Origin of the sequence: Coxiella endosymbiont of Dermacentor marginatus, from assembly GCF_907164955.1 — a bacterium.
Taxonomy (GTDB): Bacteria; Pseudomonadota; Gammaproteobacteria; order Coxiellales; family Coxiellaceae; genus Coxiella.
Map to the genome: position 1 here is coordinate 212,648 of NZ_OU015521.1, position 19,618 is coordinate 232,265.

A 19,618-nucleotide genomic window follows, 5' to 3' on the forward strand; every position below is an offset into this window, starting at 1 on the left:
TGCACTTAAAGATTACCAAATGTGATATTGTTATTTAACACATAGAATGGATTCGATTCTTTCTACTTCTTAATGCAATCAGATCCCTTCCAATTTACTTAAAACCGACCTTGAAAATTATCGGTTTGTTTCATCCGATTTAAAATACCTAATTCCTCTTAATTAAAAACTACCAGCTCAATGCTTTATTTTTACGATAGATTACCCAACAAAGTTTTGGATAAAGGTATCTATCTGCTCATTTCGAAACAGTGGTTATTTCTTAGTTGAGAATTGTATACAACTTACTACTCCCACTATTAGTTGAGTATAGACGTTATACCTCGCAGCATGTTCAAAAATAGAAACTATAGTGCTTCTTAGTGGCACTGTCATTTGCATTTCAAAACTTTGGGTTATCTTACTTTATTTAGATTAATTAAAGTGATAAAAGTACACTTGTCCTTGACACGCAGCTGCCCATTTGGGTAACAGCTATTTAAATATTAGCGCATATTTATCGGATAACATTACTAATCTACTATGAACTCTCATATTAGTCATTAATTCTACGCATTGTAAAAAATAAGATAATTAGTGGGATTAATTTTATTTATTTCCATAGATGGTCTTAGTTCGCAATTTCTCTGGAAATATCAACCCTCTGTATCCTTTTTCGGGAAGATCAGAAACTCAAAATAGGAATAAAGAAAAATTTTTTTTGATTTATTTAATTCAAGAACCAAGTAACTATTAAAAATAAATAGCTTAAGACCTGGATCAATTTTATTCTAATTGATTTTTATTTGGATTGATATATTTCCTAAGAACAGACGAACCAATCAACTTTTCCAAATTCAAGAGTATAAAAGGAAATGTTAAAGATTCTGGAAATTCCTTACATAGTCTTACCATGAGAAGATCTTCTAGGTAATTATTAATTAATATTAGGGCATATATCTACTGTTCAAAATAAGATAAAACTTATTCTAGCTAAGCGTTTTTGATTAAACTGGTTTTTAATAAAATAAGTTAGATCTTACTGAGGTCTGTAGCAAATAAGATGATCAATTTTCGATTCTAGACAACTAAGACAAGATGAGGCAAAATTACTAACAAGTGATTCTCGTGTAAATGGGAATAGTGGTGGTTAATTATTTCCTGACCTGATAAAAGAAATTTCTGTGGACATTCGCAAGATTAAAAAACTCATTGAATTAATTCGTGAAACAGAGGTGGAAGAAATTGAAGTAAAATCCGGCCAAGAATTAGTACGCATCAGTCGATTCCCTCAACAACGGTCTTCTATAGTACCTCCTGCTCCTACTACCGTCATAACTGATTCACCAGAGGAACCCTTTTCTAGAAATGCTCTGATGATGACACCGGAGGTAAGTGAGATTTCAGCCCATGTTGCCTTAAATGGTCACTCTTTAAAGTCCCCCATGGTAGGGACGGTCTATTTATCACCAATGCCTGGAGCAAAACCTTTCGTAGAGGTTGGACAGCGAATTTCAGTAGGCGAGACAGTGTGTCTTATTGAAGCAATGAAAATGTTTAATAAAATTGAAGCTGATAAGAGTGGTGTCGTTAGTGCTTGCCTTGTTGAAAATGAACAGCCTGTAGAATTTGATCAACCACTCTTTGTTATTGAACAAGGCTAAGGGCTAGACGATATTTTCATGTTTAAAAAAGTATTAATCGCTAACCGCGGTGAAATTGCCTTACGCATTCATCGAGCCTGCAAGGAAATCGGTATCCAGACGGTGGCAGCTTATTCTACCGTTGATCAAAATCTTATGCATGTACGACTGGCAGACGAAGCGGTTTGCATTGGACCACCCAATAGCACTAGCAGTTATCTGAATATTCCAGCTGTCATTTCAGCCGCTGAAATCGCTCATGCTGATGCTATTCACCCAGGATATGGTTTTCTTGCAGAAAACCCTAATTTTGCTGAGCAAGTAGAAAAAAGTGGATTTACATTTATTGGACCCACTCATGATACTATCCATCTTATGGGAAATAAAATCTCAGCTATTAAAGCGATGAGAAAAATAGGTCTACCTTGTATTCCTGGTTCTGATGGTGCCCTAAGTAAAAATAATAATGCCAATATAGAGATAGCTCATCGAATTGGTTATCCTGTTTTAATCAAAGCTGGTGGTGGTGGTGGTGGTCGAGGCATTCGTGTTGTTCATCAAGAGGTGGATTTATTAAATTTAATTGCCTTAACACGGACAGAAGCAGCTGTTGCTTTTGGAACGGATGAAATTTACATGGAAAAATACCTTGAAAATCCCAGACATATTGAAATCCAAATTCTTGGTGATGGTAAAGGGCATGCTATTCATCTTGGAGAACGTGACTGTTCGATGCAACGTCGTCATCAAAAAGTTATTGAAGAGGCTCCCGCTCCAGGTATAACACTAGAGCAACGCGCTGCTATCGGTGAACAGTGTACTCAAGCTTGTGTTACTATGAATTATCGAGGTGCTGGAACATTTGAATTTCTATACGAGAAAGGTGAATTTTATTTTATCGAAATGAACACGCGAGTTCAGGTTGAACATCCCATCACAGAAATGGTTACGGGTGTTGATATTGTAAAAGAGCAAATTCATGTGGCTGCTGGACATCCTTTACGCTATAAACAAAAAGATATTGCAATTAAAGGGCACGCAATTGAATGTCGTATTAACGCTGAGGACCCTAAAAATTTTATGCCGTCTCCCGGAGTGATAACTGCTTATCATGCACCTGGCGGATTGGGCGTACGTATGGATTCCCATCTCTATACAAATTATCGAGTTCCTCCCTATTATGATTCCCTGATTGGAAAATTAATTGCTTATAATGAAAATCGTCCTGAAGCTATTTCCCGCGTTAAAAACGCTTTAACTGAACTGGTGATTGAAGGAATAAAAACTAATATCTCATTTCACCAAACGATGATGGAGGATAGGGCTTTTTATAAAGGAACACAAAATATCCATTATCTGGAAAAAAATTGGCTTTAATGAGAAGACTGAACAACTCTTAATTCAGCCTAAAGACTATTAACCATTCCGTTTTTGAATTTAAGATAATATCTCCAAATAAATTTTTTTAGATTGCTTCTTTTGTTTTTAGGATTATTTAAGAAATGTAATAACTATTCGCTTTTCTCTAAAATTTCCAGCCCAACTCTATTTTATCCGAACGGTTTTCATCAATAATGTTTGTAGTTAGTGTTTTATGGTTGTTATTACCTTTACCTATTTATCTTCTAATATTTTTGATTTTTTTGAGTGTCTGTAACAATAAGTAATGGTATTAGCATGTTTCACAGCAGATCCATCTCCTTTTCGGAAAAAATTTCTTTGAGTTTATTTTCCTCTCGAAATATCAAGAAGTTGCGAGTTAGTAGAATGCTGCAATAACTTAGTAGTTATCAAAATACTAAAAAATACATGCAGGTAAAATATGACAGTGCATTTTGTCAGGAATGGATAGAGGCCCACCCCCGCCCAATATCTTGGAATCATAATAATTCCAATAGTCTAAGTTTGCTCATTACGTTGGTCCTAACTTGGCACATTGCAACATTAAGTCATTAAAAATGATAGGGAAATTAATACTAATTTAACAATTTAACTCATCAAAACAAGTGATTACATAAATTAGATTAAATTTAACATAAAAAAACGATAAAATAGGTTTATAAAAGTATTTAATCCCGTTTAAATTAAGATCTCTTCGCTAAAAAATAAAAAACGCTGTCTAGCGGCAATCCATGTGCTAATGATAACAATTTTCTTAAAGTTTGAGAATAAGATATTGTGAAGCATACCCACTTTGATCCATCAATCATATTGGTTCATAACTTTCTGTTTTTGTGATAAAAATCAAAACTGATGGTGACAAGAAAATGAAAACCTTCCTTAAGTATGAACATAAGAATCTTTAATAATTCGGAGACGCTTTTGAGTATTGGTGGTTGACATTCCACAACATAAACCTTAAAAAATTAACATCACTTTGCTTAATCAGTATTGCTCTGCATTATCTTTCTGAAAAACTGTCTTTTCCACATCTTCGCCCTGAGGCTTTCTCCGTAATGTTTTTTGAAATTGAGCTCGCGGCCACCTTATCTTAGTTAAGTGTCCATCTGCAAGTTTTGAAAACAAACCTCAACTTCACTTGTTTTATTTTATTGTTTTTTATTTAATTAATAAGTTCCCCTGATTAATTTGATTTAGACCTTTTTGGAAAAGATTTCTCTCTGTTTGTGATAATTTCTCTTGTTCATTAAGTGCCAGACATAAAGGCAAAACCGGTGACAATGTCTTTGTTTTAATATAAAAATCACACATTTCCGCAATATGATGTCGATAATAAGCTCCGCCATACCCAATAAATCGCTTTACTAAACTAGCAGCTTCTACGTCGTTCATTCCATCACCAATATAGGCGATGCGAGGGTGTTCCTTTCTTAGCTCTTTAATTATTTTGCATTTTCCCAGTTGATAAGTCATTGGAGAATCTTCTTCATAGCTATCAAATTGCCCTTCATTATTAAAATACACATCAACTGCAAAAATATGTGTAGCAGGGATTCCTAAGCGTTCAGAAAACGCCTTGACCGCCGTCTTAATTCCAGCAGAAACCACATAAACAGGTTTATTCATATTTTGAAAGACAGCTATTACTTTCTCAGCATCTGGTGTTAAATTAGCATAATAACAATCGTCTAAACAGGCTACTTGTTTAGCTGTAGGACGAACCAAATTTAAGCACTTACGATAGATATCTGTGGTAATCCCTGTAAGATTCATTGCCGTTTCTGTTAAAAATCGGACATCGTCATCAACATGATTGTTTGCTGCTAGATAACCTATCCCCTCAATCTGACTTAAGGTCCCATCACAATCAAAAGCAATAGCATCAAGTGGTTTCGTTAATTGCCAAACGGCAGGGAGCATTCTTCTCACTCTACTTTTATCAAGATGTTAATTATATATCACTTAACTGCACTTAACAAAATATCAAGGACGTAATAGAGTGTTGCTTACTGAACACTTTCCCAAAGATAGTGGTTTTTGTTTTTGTATTTTTGTTTCTATTTTGTTAGATATTCCTTGATGATCTTAACAGAATGCCTGTAAATCCTAATATAATTTTATTTTAATTCTTAAATAATTTTCACGATAAAAGTTTTTTTGACAGTGTTAAAGCTATTGAATTGCAGCAGATGCTAACATTAATAATGTCACAAGTTTCACAATTGACTTCTCATGATGTTTCTATATGAGATACCCAATAAACTAAGGAAAGAAAGAATTAATAATCATTAGCATGATTTTTGGTTAGACGTTATTATATTTTACTCATCTGTAATTACACAAGTCTATTGGACTGAGTTAAAGAAATACCTTTCGAAATTAAGTGTGCTATTCCCAGCATTGCCCTCAAGTAATTTGCTTACCTCAATTTTAGTGCTTTATTCTATTAATTTTCTCAACTATAAAAACTCAAACAAACAGAGAGTGTAAAATTAATGTCATTAATAAAAAAATTCCTAGAGCGGAATCGTAACATGATTGTCCGAATTTTTCTACCCTTGTTATCTCAAAGACCAATATAATATTACTTATGGAATTAATTTGCAGGAAAATCGCTCACATTGTAATCGATCTTAATGATAAGACCAAAGGACAAGATTAATAAAAAGTTCTTGAAGCAAATGTAAAGCATTGATAGCTATCACCCAAGATATAAAGGATGATTTCCTCTCTTTACTCACCTAACCCCACCTCCCTACTGATTGAAGAGAAGAGAAAATGCTTTGAGGAAAAAAGTTTATTTAAGTAAAGAAGAAAAAAAATTTTCTTTTTCATAAGGGGTAGTAGGTAAAAAGAAAAAGCTATAGAGCACTTTCTAGAGTAATTTTCAGATTAACGTGAGGCTTGTTGATCTAACCTATTTAAATAGCTTATGAGACGCATCTTGCAAGGTAAGTGATGCACTAAGAATTAACCTTCGTCAGGGGGTAATTTAAAATCGTGATTCATATGCATACATTTATAATACTTTAACTAAATAAATCAATTAATTTTATTTTCTAATATTTCTTTTAGTTCATATGAGATCTATTTTTATTATGATAAAAATTATTAAAAGTAATTTAATCTCTTAAATTAAATTTTAAAAGTAACTGATCTCTGATATCTTTAGTTAAGATAGAGCCAAATGACATGAAAAAAAATTATCACCTATGAACTTTTCTCTCTACTGATCCTATAACTTAATTTTTTTCTAAAGAATTATATGATTTTCTCCTTCCGTTTATCTGCACTCCCTTGCTATCCTTTCATTTATGTCCAAATTTAAAAAACTATTATCCTATCGTGATGCTGGTGTAGATATCGAAAAAGTCAACTTGTTTGTAAATTCGATCAAGCCCATCGCTAAACGCACTCATCGGCCTGAGGTTTTAAGCGGTATCGGGGGATTTAGTGGCTTATTCAAACTGCCAGGTGGTTACAATTGCCCTGTCTTAGTTTCAGGAACAGATGGTGTAGGGACCAAATTAAAATTAGCCATCGATCTTAATCGTCACAATACAATTGGTATTGATTTAGTTGCCATGTGTGTTAATGATGTTATTACTAGCGGAGCGGAACCATTATTTTTTCTCGACTATTATGCTACAAGCAGCTTAAATATTGAGCAAGCGCATCAAATTCTTACAGGAATTATCAAAGGCTGCGAAATGGCAGGAATAGCTTTGATCGGGGGTGAAACAGCAGAAATGCCTAGGATTTATGATAGTGTCAACTACGACCTTGCGGGATTTTGTGTGGGTATCGTTGAAAAAGAAAAGATTATCGATGGAAGTCAAGTTCACATAGGGGATATTTTGATCGCTTTGGCGGCATCAGGACCCCATGCTAACGGCTACTCACTAATTCATAAAATTCTTGCTCGTACTAAAGTAAAACCTACTGATGTTTTTAAAGACTCTACTTTTGGAGATACGTTACTTACACCTACTAGAATTTATGCTCAGATCATTAAACAACTTTTACACAACTTTAATCTTCATTTTATAACTCATATTACAGGCGGAGGATTGATAGAAAACATCTACCGTGTGCTACCTCCTTTCATGCGAGCTGTTATTAATACTCGTAGCTGGGATTGGCCAGAAATTTTTCAGTGGTTACAAAAAGAAGGTGGAGTGACAGAACAAGAAATGGTCCGAACCTTCAATTTAGGAATAGGTATGGTTCTCTGTATTGCAGAAAAAGACACAAACAAAGTTCTAGATTTTCTTCTCAGCCTTGGCGAAAAAGCCTGGATAATTGGTGAGATTCAATTTTCTCTTAACAAGGAACCCAACGTCATGATGAGTTGTCAATGACAGCCAAAAAATTACCTATTGTTGTTCTCATTTCAGGATATGGAAGTAACTTACAATCCATTATTGATACAATAGAACAAGGCTTAGCAGCGGAAATACGCGCAGTTATCAGTAATAACACAGATGCTTATGGAGTAGAACGGGCTAAAAAATATTACATTCCCACAGAGATTATTCCTCATAACAACTTTACTAAGCGTAGTGGTTTTGAGCAGATTCTTCAGAAAACTATTGATAAGTATCACCCTAAATTAATTGTACTAGCGGGGTTTATGAGAAAATTGAGCTGTAATTTTGTAAGTTATTATGAAGGAAGAATACTTAATATCCACCCAGCTCTCCTCCCAAAATATCCTGGTCTTAATACTCATGCTCGTGTACTCGCAGCAGGTGATCGCGAACATGGTGTTAGTATTCATTATGTAACGGAAATCGTAGATAGTGGACCTATTATTTGCCATGCTAAACTTTTAGTTTCATCCCATGATACTCTAAAAAGTTTACGCACACGAGTTAATGCCATTGAGCGTATTATATATCCCCAGGTTCTTTCATGGATTATAGCCAGACGTCTAACATTGGTAGGAGATAAGGTTTTTTTGGATCAGGAAATATTACCTAAGAACGGAAAACAAATTAAAAGCGAATAATACAACCAGAAACGAAATTCGCTTTGGGGAAAAAATCCTCATCTAGGATCTGCGAGTTTCCCCGATTGAAACTTTAGAAAACACCATAATAGAGTAGAATTGTTAATAGCCCATCATGTATAATCGCTACTTGTCAGTAAATAGAGCTTATACAGGTAACAGTGTAATGGTTAAGTCTGAACTTATCAATCGCATCGCAACGAAACAAAAAACCCTCTCATTAAAGGATGTTGCACTCAGTGTTAACTACATTTTAGAACGCATGAGCCTAACTTTAGGCCAAAATAACCGAATTGAAATTCGTGGGTTTGGTAGTTTTTCTTTGCGTTACCGTTCTCCTCGCAAGGCGCACAATCCAAAAACAGGCGAATGTATTTATACTGAAGCAAAATATACGCCGCACTTTAAACCAGGAAAAGATCTACGAAAACGCGTGAATAATAATCGTCATCGCTATCAGATCACGGAAATAAAGACGATAAGTGCATACGCTATTGTTGAATAGTATAAGTGCTAAAGAATAAATTTTTTCGAGAAACATCGCAATCATGGTTAAATCCACTTTCTTTTTAAGCATTAATTTATTAGGTAAAGTAATATGATTAATAAATATGATTTTCCTTACTTATTTCTTTTGTTATTTCAGGATATCACTAGATAAAAAACAAAAATTTGTCGCTTTTTGACCTGAATTTTCACTTAACCGTTTTTTTAATTCTTATCTAAGAAGATAGTATCAATATGAACTTTTGTTAACTTGCAAGCTACTTTTAGTTTCACGCTACGAAATCTCACATTAAGAATCATGATAATATTGGCTCTCTTCTTTAATTTTTTACACAATAGGGGATATAGGAAATGCTGAAGAGACTTCATTTTGTCTGTGTAAAAATAGAAAAGAGGTCTTTATTCCGCAATATTGCAATAAGTCTTTGTGTTTAGGTTTATCCTCTCTAACTCAATTAAGTCAATAGGTTCGTTTTTAAGTTAATAAGCTCGCGTGGTTTTGATCGCCTGAAGAAATAATATCGGTTTACTACTCAATTGGAAATAGCAATAATGTATACAAATCAGGTATTAGGTAAAAAAGAGTAACTCTATTAAAAGTTTTTTGGACTAAGATAGATTTTGGGTCATGTAGTAAAGATTGTTATAACTACCATCAGCACTTTTTTGATTTTTAGTTACACTTTTTTATTTAATCCAGATTCTTTTCATGTCCTGCAAACACAATGAGAATTACTTGACAAAAAGACAATTTATAAAGTTAATAAGGAATTAAGCTACGAAATTTGTCAATTGTCAAAAAATTATATCAAATATCGACAAATTAGAATTTTGAAATCAGCGTTTTATGTTAAGCTTTTATGCTAAAGCATTGCATAAAAAAATGTGTTTTATTTCTACATTGGTTAAGAAAATTTTGACACTATTTTTCTAGTTACTAACTTTACATCTAAGTGAGACAAATTATTCTACTATTTCATTTTTATTATGCAGACGACGTTTCCTTTCTATACAATTTCTGCTATATTTATTCTAAACAGCAGTTATCGACACGACCCAGATGGCACAATTTTTGATGGTACATCTAGATTCTGGTTATAAATAATTGCCATTACTTTTTCAAAAAACGCGCAATAAATTAATATACTCTGGCTAAATTCCTAAAAGTAAAACCTCCCCTTCTATGCATCAAATACCATGAGGTTTTACTATGGTTTTCTTCTTAATAACAATATAAGTTTAGCGACTCATGTCTAAACTTAATACCTAATTAGCAAGTTATCTCCAGCTCTTAAAATAGACGCAAAAGCAATTAACAGCTAAGCGTACAAGTAATGAGATAATAATTTTAAAAATCCTATTATCTACTATAACTTTAATTTTGGTTTTAAATTTGAAAATATCTTGCAAATTTTTACAATTGCTTTACATCAAGAAAAATTTTGTACACAAGACGGAAGTAATTGATTTAATGATATCTTATCGATCAATTCTAGTCTTTTTATGAGTTTTCTGTCGTTATTCTTTTCATTTCATACATCTTAATAAAATATTTTTTGCCTAAAAGCATTACCTTATAAAAACTGCTCCCGCTCTATTTTGATTAAAATTATCTTGCTGATTTACTCGTATATCGCTTTGATATTTATGATAGTATTATTAATGGTGGATTTATTTTAACGTATTTAACATAATTTCAACGAAAACATTCAAACTAAAATCAAACTAAAATAATAGCTGTGCGAGGTGTTTTGTCGATTCTATTTTTCAAGCAAGAAAATTATATAGTTCATTATATAGTTCAATGCTTACTTACAAAGCATAAAATTCTAAGTTTCGGAAAGTGAAATCTTTTCCCTATAAATTAAAGGATTAGGAGCAAGCAGCGATATTGTATCAGCCCATAGTACTTGTTCGGTTGTTTCAAAATCTCCTTCAGTAATAGACGCTACTCACCAGCATACAATGAATGTCATTGCATTGACGGGAGCGAAATGAGGAAGACCTCTCCCTTTAATTAATTCCTTCAAGAACATGGAGATTCGAGTGCCTGCAGAATCTGTACTTATGTTTAAGAAACTCATTTACTTATTATGTATTATCTATGTAATATTATCGGCTGCTAGTTGTTTGAATTTGATAAATAAAAACACATTTACTAGCAGTTCTAAGAAATCATTAATTATAAGAAAATAATGAAAAAAATAATAATTTTAATGATGTTTATTTTTCCTTTAGTAGGTTGCGTTCCTGCTGTGTTTTTAGCAGGTGGTGCTACTAGTGCTGCTCTGGGTCTAGGTAAAGCTGTGATTCATGATCAACGAGCTTATCGAACAATAAATCAAGGTCATAACGCTCGTTCGATTATCCAGTATTGCTTAAATAATGATCCGCTTTTAAAAGGAAGATCTCATATTACTATTTCAGTATTTAAAAGCGCAATACTGCTTCTAGGGCAAGCTGAAAAACCAGAAATTCGCGATCGTGCTTATCAAATTGTAAAAAAATTGACTCACTCTCAATACATTTATAACGAAATTACTATTGAATCTCTGCTTTCTTTGGTACAAAGAGCTGCCGATGCGTGGATCACTACTAAAGTTCGAACAGCTATGCTAGATATAGCTGGTTTACATTTTTCTAATTTTAAAGTAATGACCGAAAATAAAGTCGTTTATTTGATGGGTACAGCCAGCCCTAGGCAAGCAGCAATAGCAACCGACATTGCCAGTCAAATTTCTGGAGTAAAAAAAGTAGTCAAGGTATTTGAATATAAATAATATAAATAATTACGTCAAAGTTATTTACAACCCAAAAATAGAACGAATAAATTGGGAAAGATAAATAACGGGGGGTGAAAGTATTCGATCGAGTAATCCAAACACTAACAGACCCAGCAAAATCCACATCCCATAAGGTTCGATTTTTGAATAGCTATAAGCTGCTTTAGGAGACAATATAGCAGAAACAACGCGACTTCCATCTAAAGGGGGAAGAGGAATTAAGTTAAGAATCATTAACACTATATTAATTAATATCCCAAAAATACCTGCATTATAGAAAAAAACCGTTATATTTATTAAGATAGAATCTTCTGTTCCGCTTCCCAAAATAACGCTTAGCTTTGCAATAGCTGCCCACAAAAATGCCATAAATAAATTGGCAAAGGAACCTGAGATTGCTACAAGAGCCATATCTCGACGAGATTTTCTCAGATTCTGCCAAGTAATAGGAACAGGTTTTGCCCAGCCAAAAGCAAACGTAAATTTACTCAGAATTAACATCAGAATTGGAAAAATAATAGTTCCCAAAGGATCAATATGCTTTATAGGATTAATTGTAACCCGTCCCATCATGAGAGCAGTCTTGTCGCCTAATTTACTAGCTACCCACCCATGGGCAGCTTCATGTAAGGTAATTGCAAACAATAAAGGTAAAATAATGACTGCAATAAGATGGATGAGATTGTTATAATTCATGAGGCTTAGTATATCAGAGACATCAAAAACTATTTAACAATATTCAAGCCTTTTTTTGACCAGCACACTTATTTGAGCGTGCTTCTAATCCTAGCTTTTTGGACCAGGAGAGAATTGTAGATGGATTTTTCAGAAGTCATATGGGAGCCCCACTTTTTCCAGTCCCTTCTTTATTATAAGGTATTTCACAGCTAGTTTCAAAGATGCAAACCGTGTATATTTTTATTTCTGAAATAAAAATATGGTAAGTAACTAGAAGAACGTGTAAATTCAATTACATTATTACTTGTTTTGTTATTTTATTACTTATTTTTTAATCACGCTCATTGCTTAGGATTCAACATTCAAAATCGTTTTTCCCATTTTAAATCGTAAATATCCCCTAACAAATAAAGAACGATTAGCAAGTTCTTGCGAAGGAATGACTAGAGCTTTCCATTTGACTCTCTATATTCGCGTTCAGCTTCACTTAAACTTGTCTGAAAGGATTTTTGATTAAACAATCGATTTTCATAATTAGCGATAGCTTTAGCCGAACGAGGTAATTGAATGCCTAAATGCGATAATCGCCATAATAATGGCAATAAAACACAGTCCACTAATGTAAATTCATCATTCATAAGATAAGGTTTTTCTTTAAAAATTGGTTCCATCAGTATTAGATCTTTTTTGAGTGCTTCACCTTCAACTTCTGACTGTTTAAAGAAATCCTTTTCAATGGACTTTAATCGCGGATATAAATCTCGTTCAATACGATACATTAATGAACGACATTTTGCTCGAGCTACAGGATAAACAGGTAATAAAGGAGGATGAGGAAAACGTTCATCTAAATACTCCATGATGATATGTGAATTAAATAGGACTAAATCTCGGTCTACAAGAGTAGGTAAAGCACTGTAGGGGCTAAGTTCAATTAAATCTTTGCTAGGATGATTCGCATCAACGTTAATGATATCAACGCTAACACCTTTTTCCGCTAGCACGATTCGTACTTGATGACTATAAATATCCATAGGACCTGAATAGAGAGTCATAATGGAACGCTTTAACATAATCATGGTTAACTTTTAGGTTATCCTAGAATTATCGTTTAGAATATTGGGTACCCTTTCGTGACTTATGATGGCCTACCTTCTTACGCTCAACCATACGAGGATCCCGAGTAACAAATCCAGCTTTTCGCAATACGCTGCGCCATGAGCCACCCTTTTTACTTTCTTCATCATAGCTTATTAAAGCTCGAGTAATCCCATGCCGAATCGCGCCGGCTTGTCCGCTATCACCTCCACCTTCAACAGTAGCATAAATATCGAATTGAGACTGGGCATTAAGGCTCATTAATGGCTGACAAACTACCATCCGAGCAGTTTCTCGACTAAAATATTCATCTAACTCTCTTCCATTAACCACGATCTTTCCAGAACCTCGTCTCAAAAAAACCCGAGCAGAAGCCGTTTTTCGACGTCCTGTGCCCAAATTTCGCTTTTCTATCGCTTCTTGTAGTAGTGCCATAGCTAAGACTTCTCTCCCCCTTCTTCTGTATCTAAACCAGATTAATTAATTCAGGTTGTTGCGCCTGATGAGGATGTTGATTTCCCACATAAACTCTTAACTTATTGTACATCTTATAACCTAATGGACCCTTAGGTAACATTCCCTTAACTGCTAATTCTAACACACGTCCCGGATATTTTGCCTGCAAATCAGAAAAATTAATGGTTTTTATTCCACCAGGATATCTAGAATGATGATGATACTTCTTATCTTTCAATTTCTTACCAGAAACGCGTATCTTATCTACGTTCACAACGACTATAAAGTCACCTGTATCAGCATTAGGAATATATTCTGGTTTGTGCTTTCCTCGTAAGCGCATAGCAATTTGGCTTGCCAACCGGCCAAGTGTTTTGTCCTTTGCATCCACTAATAGCCACTGTGGCTTAACAGTCTTTACGTTTGTCCTACAAGTCACCATAGTTATAAAATCATCAATTCAAAGAAAGGGAAAGCATGGTACAGCACATTGTATTGATATGCAAGCATAAGAGCGTTTTCTAAGAGGAATGTTCTAGCCTTAGTGATTTTTGAAGCAACAGCACTGCGACGAGAAAAAAGATAGCCAAAGAAGTTCGAGGATAAAAAAATCACTAAGGCTAGAAAGTGCTGAAGGTAAAGTCTAAAAAGAAAAAATTTTAAAAAAATTCGTTTTTATGCGAAAATATCTTACTTTTCAATAGTAGCTTTCTTACTATTTATAGTAAATTGTAGAAAACATAAAGAAGGAATTCTTATTAAGTAAAGTAAAAAGAGAAATCTACAAAACAGTGTAGTAAGAACAAAACTAAAACTCAATTTTACTCAATATGTACTCACCAATTCGTATTCATTATAAAAATCCTAACTTAATATTCTAGTCTTAGCGAGAGAAGCCCTGCTAAGTAGCAAAGATTTTGTGAGTCCTGTTTAGAGTAATGATATTCAGAAGCTAAATCTGTTATGATGTCATCAACGTTCGACTTACAGTAAGTAAAGATTTATGCCTAGAAGGAAGAATAATAACCTCTTTTTTGTCTTATCCTCTATTACGTATCTTTATCACGTATCTTTAAAAGATTCCTAACATTCACTTTAAATTAACTTAAGCTCACGAGGATAATTATCTCCATAATGGCTGTGTGTGTAGGATGGCCACTATTCTTCTTACACGATTAGGTAATCGATTAAAAATTTAATCCCTATTTTAAAAGCGTTGCAAAATTAAGAACTATCTTTTTTCAGTATCGATGAACATCCAAAGTAAAAATCTGACATCGGGTTAGAGTTCTCATCGATAAACTCAATCAATTAACGACGCTTTCTGGAAAAGTAGATGTTCCCACTAATATGATTGCTTTCAGTAGTAATTCTAAAACATAAAAACTCAAAATGCCGCTTTTTTAATACACTCGCAAAATATAAGAACAAAGAAAAAGAAAAAAAATGAAGTAGATATGGATTGTGACACAAAAACATTATCATAACCATTATTAAACACAGGATCAAAGACTTGAAGATGAATATTAAAAAAGCTCTACATTCTCAATAAAGCTCAACTTGGAGTAACATCGACCTTTTTGGCCATTTAACCGACGTAATCTTAATTGTAATCTTAATTACAAAATAATACTTTTAAAATCAAAAGATTAGCTGAGATGATCAATTAGATTAGCTGTTTTATATATTCAAATTCAAGGCCTAAACAACGAAACGGCTACATATGAATGATGCGATTATAACAACACCTATATAAACGATTAGCAAATATATCTTAGAATTGACTATCAAATACATCAATTTCAGAAATACTAATGAAGAAAAGCATCCGTTAGACAATATTATAAAAAATCCACTTAAAACACTTATCAAGCACTAACAAAATTACTAGATGAAGTGCTTAACATTAATGCCGTATTGACAACGATGGTAACACAGCTTCCCAATTTAAGGAATTAAACCACTGGTTTTAACTACATGCTAACGTCAACGTTATCGGACAATACAATCCATTTTAGAAAAAGATAAAAATGAAAAAATCCCATCTTAAAATACAGCAAGAATAAAATTTAAAATCAAAAAAAAGGGCCTAGCCTATGATGCAGATTTCTCTTCTTAAGATAGAAGGAAAGAGAATTAATGTCATTTTCTGGATGAACATATAGATAAACATAACTCTCACTTATAGCGATTAATAAAGTATAAATTCCGCATTCCCATGTATTGTATAATTCAATGCTTCCTATCCTTTCCAGATACACATTGATTTTTATAGATGTTTTTCCACAATAACATTTGATCTCCTAATTATGATGCTGTCAAGATACAAAATACTCTTTAATTTTCTATATAGCATCAACATCTCAGAGTCTTAAGTATTTTATGTATTTATCCATTAAATAACAAATCATCACTTTTAATTATAGTGAAATTAAAAAACCGTCATCTCCAAGATCAATATAACAGACATAACTAGAAAGAGCTTTATAACTAAGACCTATAATATGCTGTTATTATGCTGTATACCCGCAGATAGATGTTATACGTAAGTCCTGCATTCTCGATTGTTTGATACGCTTGTGCCTTTCATGAGATTTTCCGTCTATCTCAATATTCTGCGAGCAAAAACTCGATTATCGGAGACTTTTGTGCATACTGCCTATATAACAGCAGATGACCGGTCAATCATCCTATCCTACATCATGTTCATCCACTCTGGATATTTTTTAGCCAGGAACCATTTCCGCCTCAGTACCAAAGGATTACCAAAGGATTGACTAAGAGTACCTTTTCGGATTTATGATTTCACCATCGCTATTATCCTCCTTAACTACCATACCCCTCTAGGAAAATATAGCAATCCCTCTTCGAATCAAAAAACCTGGGAGAGCTATTTATTAACTTACCATAATGATAAATCATCCTTCCGATTTATCCGTAATAGACTTAGACTCTAGAAAATCTTCCACTGCACTGATGCTTACTTCTTGTAAAAAACGCAGCAATACTGTAAAAAGCAGAGAATTTTCTACGCGCTAAAGGCCGCATCCCAATCTATATTTTTTAAATAGAGTTTTTTAAGAGTACCTTATATCTCATTAGTTCATATTTTTCTTTATACTTTTTTTATCTATTGAATGTGTGTATTTGAAAAGTGAATAATTTCGAACAAGTACTACTCTCTCCTACCATTTAGTATTCACTTCTCTGCTTTCATTTCTAAATTAACAAAAAAGACACATCCTACAAAACAATAAATCAGATAACAACCTCATATTTGTTCATCAATCCATTTATAAATTTCAGTAAATTGGGAATGGCAAATTTGACACCTCGTGCCACAATCTGATGGTTTTCCAAGACGGTATATTTTCCCTTTTTTTATCCAGTGTTCTAACATAGAACGTATTATTTGAGGCTGCTTGCAAAAATGTAAAGATAATTCTTGCAAATTAGCTGTCTTTCGTTCTCTTAAAAAAGATTTTAAAGATAAAAGCACATCGCACCTGCTTATATTCAGTTTAAAAAGGAATCAACCTCTTTGGCTACTTATTCGATTCTTATTTTTTCTTGAGAAATCACAATAACACCGCAATCCAGCAATAACAATCATTAAAAAAGTGAGTAAACTTGTATTCCATAATAGTGTGGTCCATGGATGCTCAAACACTGTCAATAATTGGTAACAAATTACAGCCGATGTATAAGCTAAGACTGTGCTCCAAAGTATAGAAAATAAAGCCCATTTCTTACCTGCTTCACGAGATATCGCTACTATTGTCGAGATGCATGGAAAATATAATAAAACAAATAAAAGATAAGAAAATGCAGAAGCCTTCCCGCCAAACTGTCTATACATGACTCCATAAGCTGTTTTATCCATCTCATACAGCGATTCATTAGTTGAAATAGGATTTTTGAAAGCATCCCCTAATTGACTCAAATTTTGTGGCACAGATTTAATAGCGTCACACAGCCCCCTAAAAAAATTAAATTGAAATACTACAGTCTGCTTGCTTAAACAACCTTCCTGTTCGCTATATAAAGTATTTAAAGTACCTACAACTACTTCTTTCGCCAATATACCCGTTACTAAACCTACTGTAGCTGGCCAGTTATCTCTTTTTATTCCAAAAGGAGCGAATATAGGTGTTATGATTCGTCCCCCAGCTGATAATAGTGATTCATGAGTTATATTTTGCACTAATTTTCCTGTTATGGTGACTGAGTTTAAAACACTAATAATGACGCAAATCGGAATAATGTATTGGCCAGCGCGAAACAAAAAGTTTTTTAGTCGCTGCCACATATGACGATACATAAAACACAATCGGGGCACATGATAATGAGGTAATTCCATCACCAATGGTGCAGGCTTTCCAGGAAGAATCGTTTTCCGCAACACTAAACCGGATAGAACAGCAATTAAAATACCGATTAAATATAAAATAAATATGATAGTAGCGCCCCCACTTGGAAAAAAAGCACTGGCAAAAACAGAAAAAATAACCAACCGCGCTCCACAAGACATAAAAGGTACCATCATAACGGTTAGCACTTGATCGCGTCGATTTTCTAATGTACGTGCTCCTATCACTGCCAGTACATTGCAACCAAAACCAACAATCATTGGAACAAACGATTTCCCAGGTAATCCTAATGCTTGCATGAAACGGTCCATCACAAAAGCAGCTCGCACTATATAACCAGAATCTTCTAAGAAAGTAAGGAATAACAACATACCTCCAATAATAGGTACAAACGTAATGGTAGTATTTATACCTTTTCCAACACCACTAACCAAAAGCATAGTTATCCAGTCGGGACAATGCAAAGATATTAACACACGTGTCAGGCCGCCAACAAAAACGGTCATACTGCTAATATTAAAGAATTCTTGAAAAGCACCACCTATATTAATAGCAAATAAAAACATTAGGTACATAACTCCGAAAAATATTGGAATACCCAAAAATCGATTTAATACGATACAATCAATCCATTTTGTTATAGATTGTCGCGGTATTTTAATAAATTGTGTTATTTCCTGCATCATCTGATTAATAAATACGTAACGCGCATTGGCAATTAAAATATCAGGCTCTTCATTGAATTTAGTTTTAATTAAATCAATTCTATTTTTAGAAAATTTTAAAACCGACTCTTCCACCATTTGTTTTGCTAAATAATCATCTTCTAATAAACGTAAAGCTAACCATTTTGATAAATGGTTATCGCCGAAAGATATCATTCTCGTAAGTAGATGAACTGCCTCATTAATTTCGCTTGGTAGCAATAAACGAAATTTAGAAGGGTAGGGAGTTTTTTTTAATTTTAAAATAACATCTTTTAATGAATTTATGCCTTGATTTTGACAAGCAACCAAACCAACAATTGGAGAACCTAATAATTTACTGAGCTGCTTAAGATCTAACTTTAAGCCACGCTGTTTCACAATATCCATCATATTTACAGCCAAAATCACCGGAATATTCATTTCTAATAACTGTAAAGTAAGATATAAATTGCGTTCAAGATTGCTACCGTCAATGACGTTTATGACCATATTAGCTTCATCCGACAACAAACATTGACAAGCAATTTTTTCATCGACTGCATCTGATGCTACACTTGTTGAGTAGACTCCGGGTAAATCTATCACTCGCACACAAGAGTTTTGATGCTGAAAAAAGCCATATTTCTTATCAACTGTAACTCCTGACCAATTTCCTACATGCTGACGGCTACCTGTTAACAAATTAAATATAGCAGTTTTTCCGCAATTGGGGTTACCGGCTAAAACAACAGTAAAATCACTACTCATTCGCCACTCGCTCAATTTTTAATTGAATAGCTTCGTTTTGCCGGAGAGTAAGATAAAAATCACGTACCTGTATCTGGATTGGATCTCCTAGCGGAGCCCGCCGAATTACTTGAAATTGAGTATTTGGCGTGAGACCCATGGCAAGCAATTTTCGTCGATAAGATTCATCACCTGGATGAAACCCACAAATCCTACCCATGTCACCAAAATTTAAGTCGGAAAGAGTCAACATTCCTCC

15 protein-coding genes are annotated in these 19,618 nt (G+C 33.8%); 7 read left to right on the forward strand and 8 right to left on the reverse strand.

Features of this window, described 5'->3' with window-relative positions; genetic code table 11:
* Nucleotides 1–1,163 precede the first annotated feature (1,163 nt).
* Nucleotides 1,164–1,643 (forward strand): acetyl-CoA carboxylase biotin carboxyl carrier protein, encoded by a 480-nt coding sequence (gene accB / locus ONG85_RS00860; protein WP_264435703.1) that lies wholly within the window; start codon nucleotides 1,164–1,166, stop codon nucleotides 1,641–1,643.
* Nucleotides 1,644–1,661: 18 nt separating this feature from the next.
* Nucleotides 1,662–2,999 (forward strand): acetyl-CoA carboxylase biotin carboxylase subunit, encoded by a 1,338-nt coding sequence (gene accC / locus ONG85_RS00865; protein ID WP_264435704.1) that lies wholly within the window; start codon nucleotides 1,662–1,664, stop codon nucleotides 2,997–2,999.
* A gap of 1,182 nt (nucleotides 3,000–4,181) precedes the next feature.
* On the opposite strand, the gene ONG85_RS00870 is transcribed toward accC, so the two are convergent.
* Nucleotides 4,182–4,943 (reverse strand): HAD-IB family phosphatase, encoded by a 762-nt coding sequence (locus ONG85_RS00870; RefSeq protein WP_264435705.1) that lies wholly within the window; start codon nucleotides 4,941–4,943, stop codon nucleotides 4,182–4,184.
* 1,394 nt (nucleotides 4,944–6,337) lie between these two features.
* Here ONG85_RS00870 and purM point away from each other — a divergent pair.
* The 4 genes from purM (at nucleotide 6,338) to ONG85_RS00890 (ending at nucleotide 11,321) form a co-directional block, all read left to right on the forward strand.
* Nucleotides 6,338–7,384 carry a phosphoribosylformylglycinamidine cyclo-ligase gene (purM, locus tag ONG85_RS00875; protein ID WP_264435707.1) on the forward strand — a complete coding sequence of 349 codons (1,047 nt, stop codon included), beginning with the start codon at nucleotides 6,338–6,340 and terminating at the stop codon, nucleotides 7,382–7,384.
* The gene (gene purN / locus ONG85_RS00880) at nucleotides 7,381–8,034 is read left to right on the forward strand and encodes a phosphoribosylglycinamide formyltransferase (protein ID WP_264435708.1); all 654 of its coding nucleotides are present in this window, start codon (nucleotides 7,381–7,383) and stop codon (nucleotides 8,032–8,034) included. Before purM ends, purN begins: the two co-directional genes overlap by 4 nt.
* 166 nt (nucleotides 8,035–8,200) lie before the next feature.
* Nucleotides 8,201–8,539, forward strand: a complete 339-nt coding sequence (gene ihfB / locus ONG85_RS00885; protein ID WP_264435861.1) for an integration host factor subunit beta — start codon at nucleotides 8,201–8,203, stop codon at nucleotides 8,537–8,539.
* Between the two features lie 2,197 nt (nucleotides 8,540–10,736).
* Nucleotides 10,737–11,321 (forward strand): BON domain-containing protein, encoded by a 585-nt coding sequence (locus tag ONG85_RS00890; RefSeq protein WP_264435709.1) that lies wholly within the window; start codon nucleotides 10,737–10,739, stop codon nucleotides 11,319–11,321.
* 24 nt (nucleotides 11,322–11,345) lie between these two features.
* On the opposite strand, the gene ONG85_RS00895 is transcribed toward ONG85_RS00890, so the two are convergent.
* From ONG85_RS00895 to rplM, 4 genes are all read right to left on the reverse strand, one after another.
* Entirely contained in the window at nucleotides 11,346–12,020 is a 675-nt protein-coding gene (locus tag ONG85_RS00895; protein WP_264435710.1) for a site-2 protease family protein, read from the reverse strand.
* A 425-nt stretch (nucleotides 12,021–12,445) separates the two neighbouring features.
* A complete protein-coding gene (locus tag ONG85_RS00900) occupies nucleotides 12,446–13,075 on the reverse strand; it encodes a glutathione S-transferase N-terminal domain-containing protein (RefSeq protein WP_319640527.1) in 630 nt (209 codons plus the stop codon).
* Nucleotides 13,076–13,106: 31 nt separating this feature from the next.
* Nucleotides 13,107–13,535: a 30S ribosomal protein S9 gene (gene rpsI, locus ONG85_RS00905; protein ID WP_264435712.1), complete on the reverse strand. Its 429-nt coding sequence runs from the start codon at nucleotides 13,533–13,535 to the stop codon at nucleotides 13,107–13,109.
* Between the two features lie 31 nt (nucleotides 13,536–13,566).
* Nucleotides 13,567–13,998 (reverse strand): 50S ribosomal protein L13, encoded by a 432-nt coding sequence (gene rplM / locus ONG85_RS00910; RefSeq protein ID WP_264435713.1) that lies wholly within the window; start codon nucleotides 13,996–13,998, stop codon nucleotides 13,567–13,569.
* Between the two features lie 2,146 nt (nucleotides 13,999–16,144).
* Between rplM and ONG85_RS00915 the strand changes: the two genes are divergently transcribed.
* Entirely contained in the window at nucleotides 16,145–16,333 is a 189-nt protein-coding gene (locus tag ONG85_RS00915; protein WP_264435714.1) for a hypothetical protein, read from the forward strand.
* A gap of 494 nt (nucleotides 16,334–16,827) precedes the next feature.
* Here the strand turns inward: ONG85_RS00915 and ONG85_RS00920 are convergent, their stop codons facing one another.
* The 3 genes from ONG85_RS00920 to ONG85_RS00930 are packed head-to-tail and all read right to left on the reverse strand — an operon-like array spanning nucleotide 16,828 to nucleotide 19,612.
* Nucleotides 16,828–17,055 (reverse strand): FeoC-like transcriptional regulator, encoded by a 228-nt coding sequence (locus ONG85_RS00920; protein ID WP_264435715.1) that lies wholly within the window; start codon nucleotides 17,053–17,055, stop codon nucleotides 16,828–16,830.
* A 33-nt stretch (nucleotides 17,056–17,088) separates the two neighbouring features.
* A complete protein-coding gene (gene feoB, locus ONG85_RS00925; RefSeq protein ID WP_264435716.1) occupies nucleotides 17,089–19,380 on the reverse strand; it encodes a Fe(2+) transporter permease subunit FeoB in 2,292 nt (763 codons plus the stop codon).
* Entirely contained in the window at nucleotides 19,373–19,612 is a 240-nt protein-coding gene (locus tag ONG85_RS00930) for a FeoA family protein (protein ID WP_406566712.1), read from the reverse strand. Before ONG85_RS00930 ends, feoB begins: the two co-directional genes overlap by 8 nt.
* Nucleotides 19,613–19,618: the final 6 nt, after the last annotated feature.

Bases quoted from the DNA above. Each gene is read 5' to 3' on its own strand.
- purN (WP_264435708.1), top strand. From the start codon at position 7,381: ATGACAGCCAAAAAATTACCTATTGTTGTTCTCATTTCAGGATATGGA.
- rplM (WP_264435713.1), bottom strand. From the start codon at position 13,998: ATGGTGACTTGTAGGACAAACGTAAAGACTGTTAAGCCACAGTGGCTA.
- ONG85_RS00895 (WP_264435710.1), bottom strand. From the start codon at position 12,020: ATGAATTATAACAATCTCATCCATCTTATTGCAGTCATTATTTTACCT.
- ONG85_RS00890 (WP_264435709.1), top strand. From the start codon at position 10,737: ATGAAAAAAATAATAATTTTAATGATGTTTATTTTTCCTTTAGTAGGT.
- ihfB (WP_264435861.1), top strand. From the start codon at position 8,201: ATGGTTAAGTCTGAACTTATCAATCGCATCGCAACGAAACAAAAAACC.
- ONG85_RS00930 (WP_406566712.1), bottom strand. From the start codon at position 19,612: ATGTTGACTCTTTCCGACTTAAATTTTGGTGACATGGGTAGGATTTGT.
- feoB (WP_264435716.1), bottom strand. From the start codon at position 19,380: ATGAGTAGTGATTTTACTGTTGTTTTAGCCGGTAACCCCAATTGCGGA.
- ONG85_RS00900 (WP_319640527.1), bottom strand. From the start codon at position 13,075: ATGTTAAAGCGTTCCATTATGACTCTCTATTCAGGTCCTATGGATATT.
- rpsI (WP_264435712.1), bottom strand. From the start codon at position 13,535: ATGGCACTACTACAAGAAGCGATAGAAAAGCGAAATTTGGGCACAGGA.
- ONG85_RS00870 (WP_264435705.1), bottom strand. From the start codon at position 4,943: ATGCTCCCTGCCGTTTGGCAATTAACGAAACCACTTGATGCTATTGCT.
- ONG85_RS00915 (WP_264435714.1), top strand. From the start codon at position 16,145: ATGAGATTTTCCGTCTATCTCAATATTCTGCGAGCAAAAACTCGATTA.
- purM (WP_264435707.1), top strand. From the start codon at position 6,338: ATGTCCAAATTTAAAAAACTATTATCCTATCGTGATGCTGGTGTAGAT.
- accC (WP_264435704.1), top strand. From the start codon at position 1,662: ATGTTTAAAAAAGTATTAATCGCTAACCGCGGTGAAATTGCCTTACGC.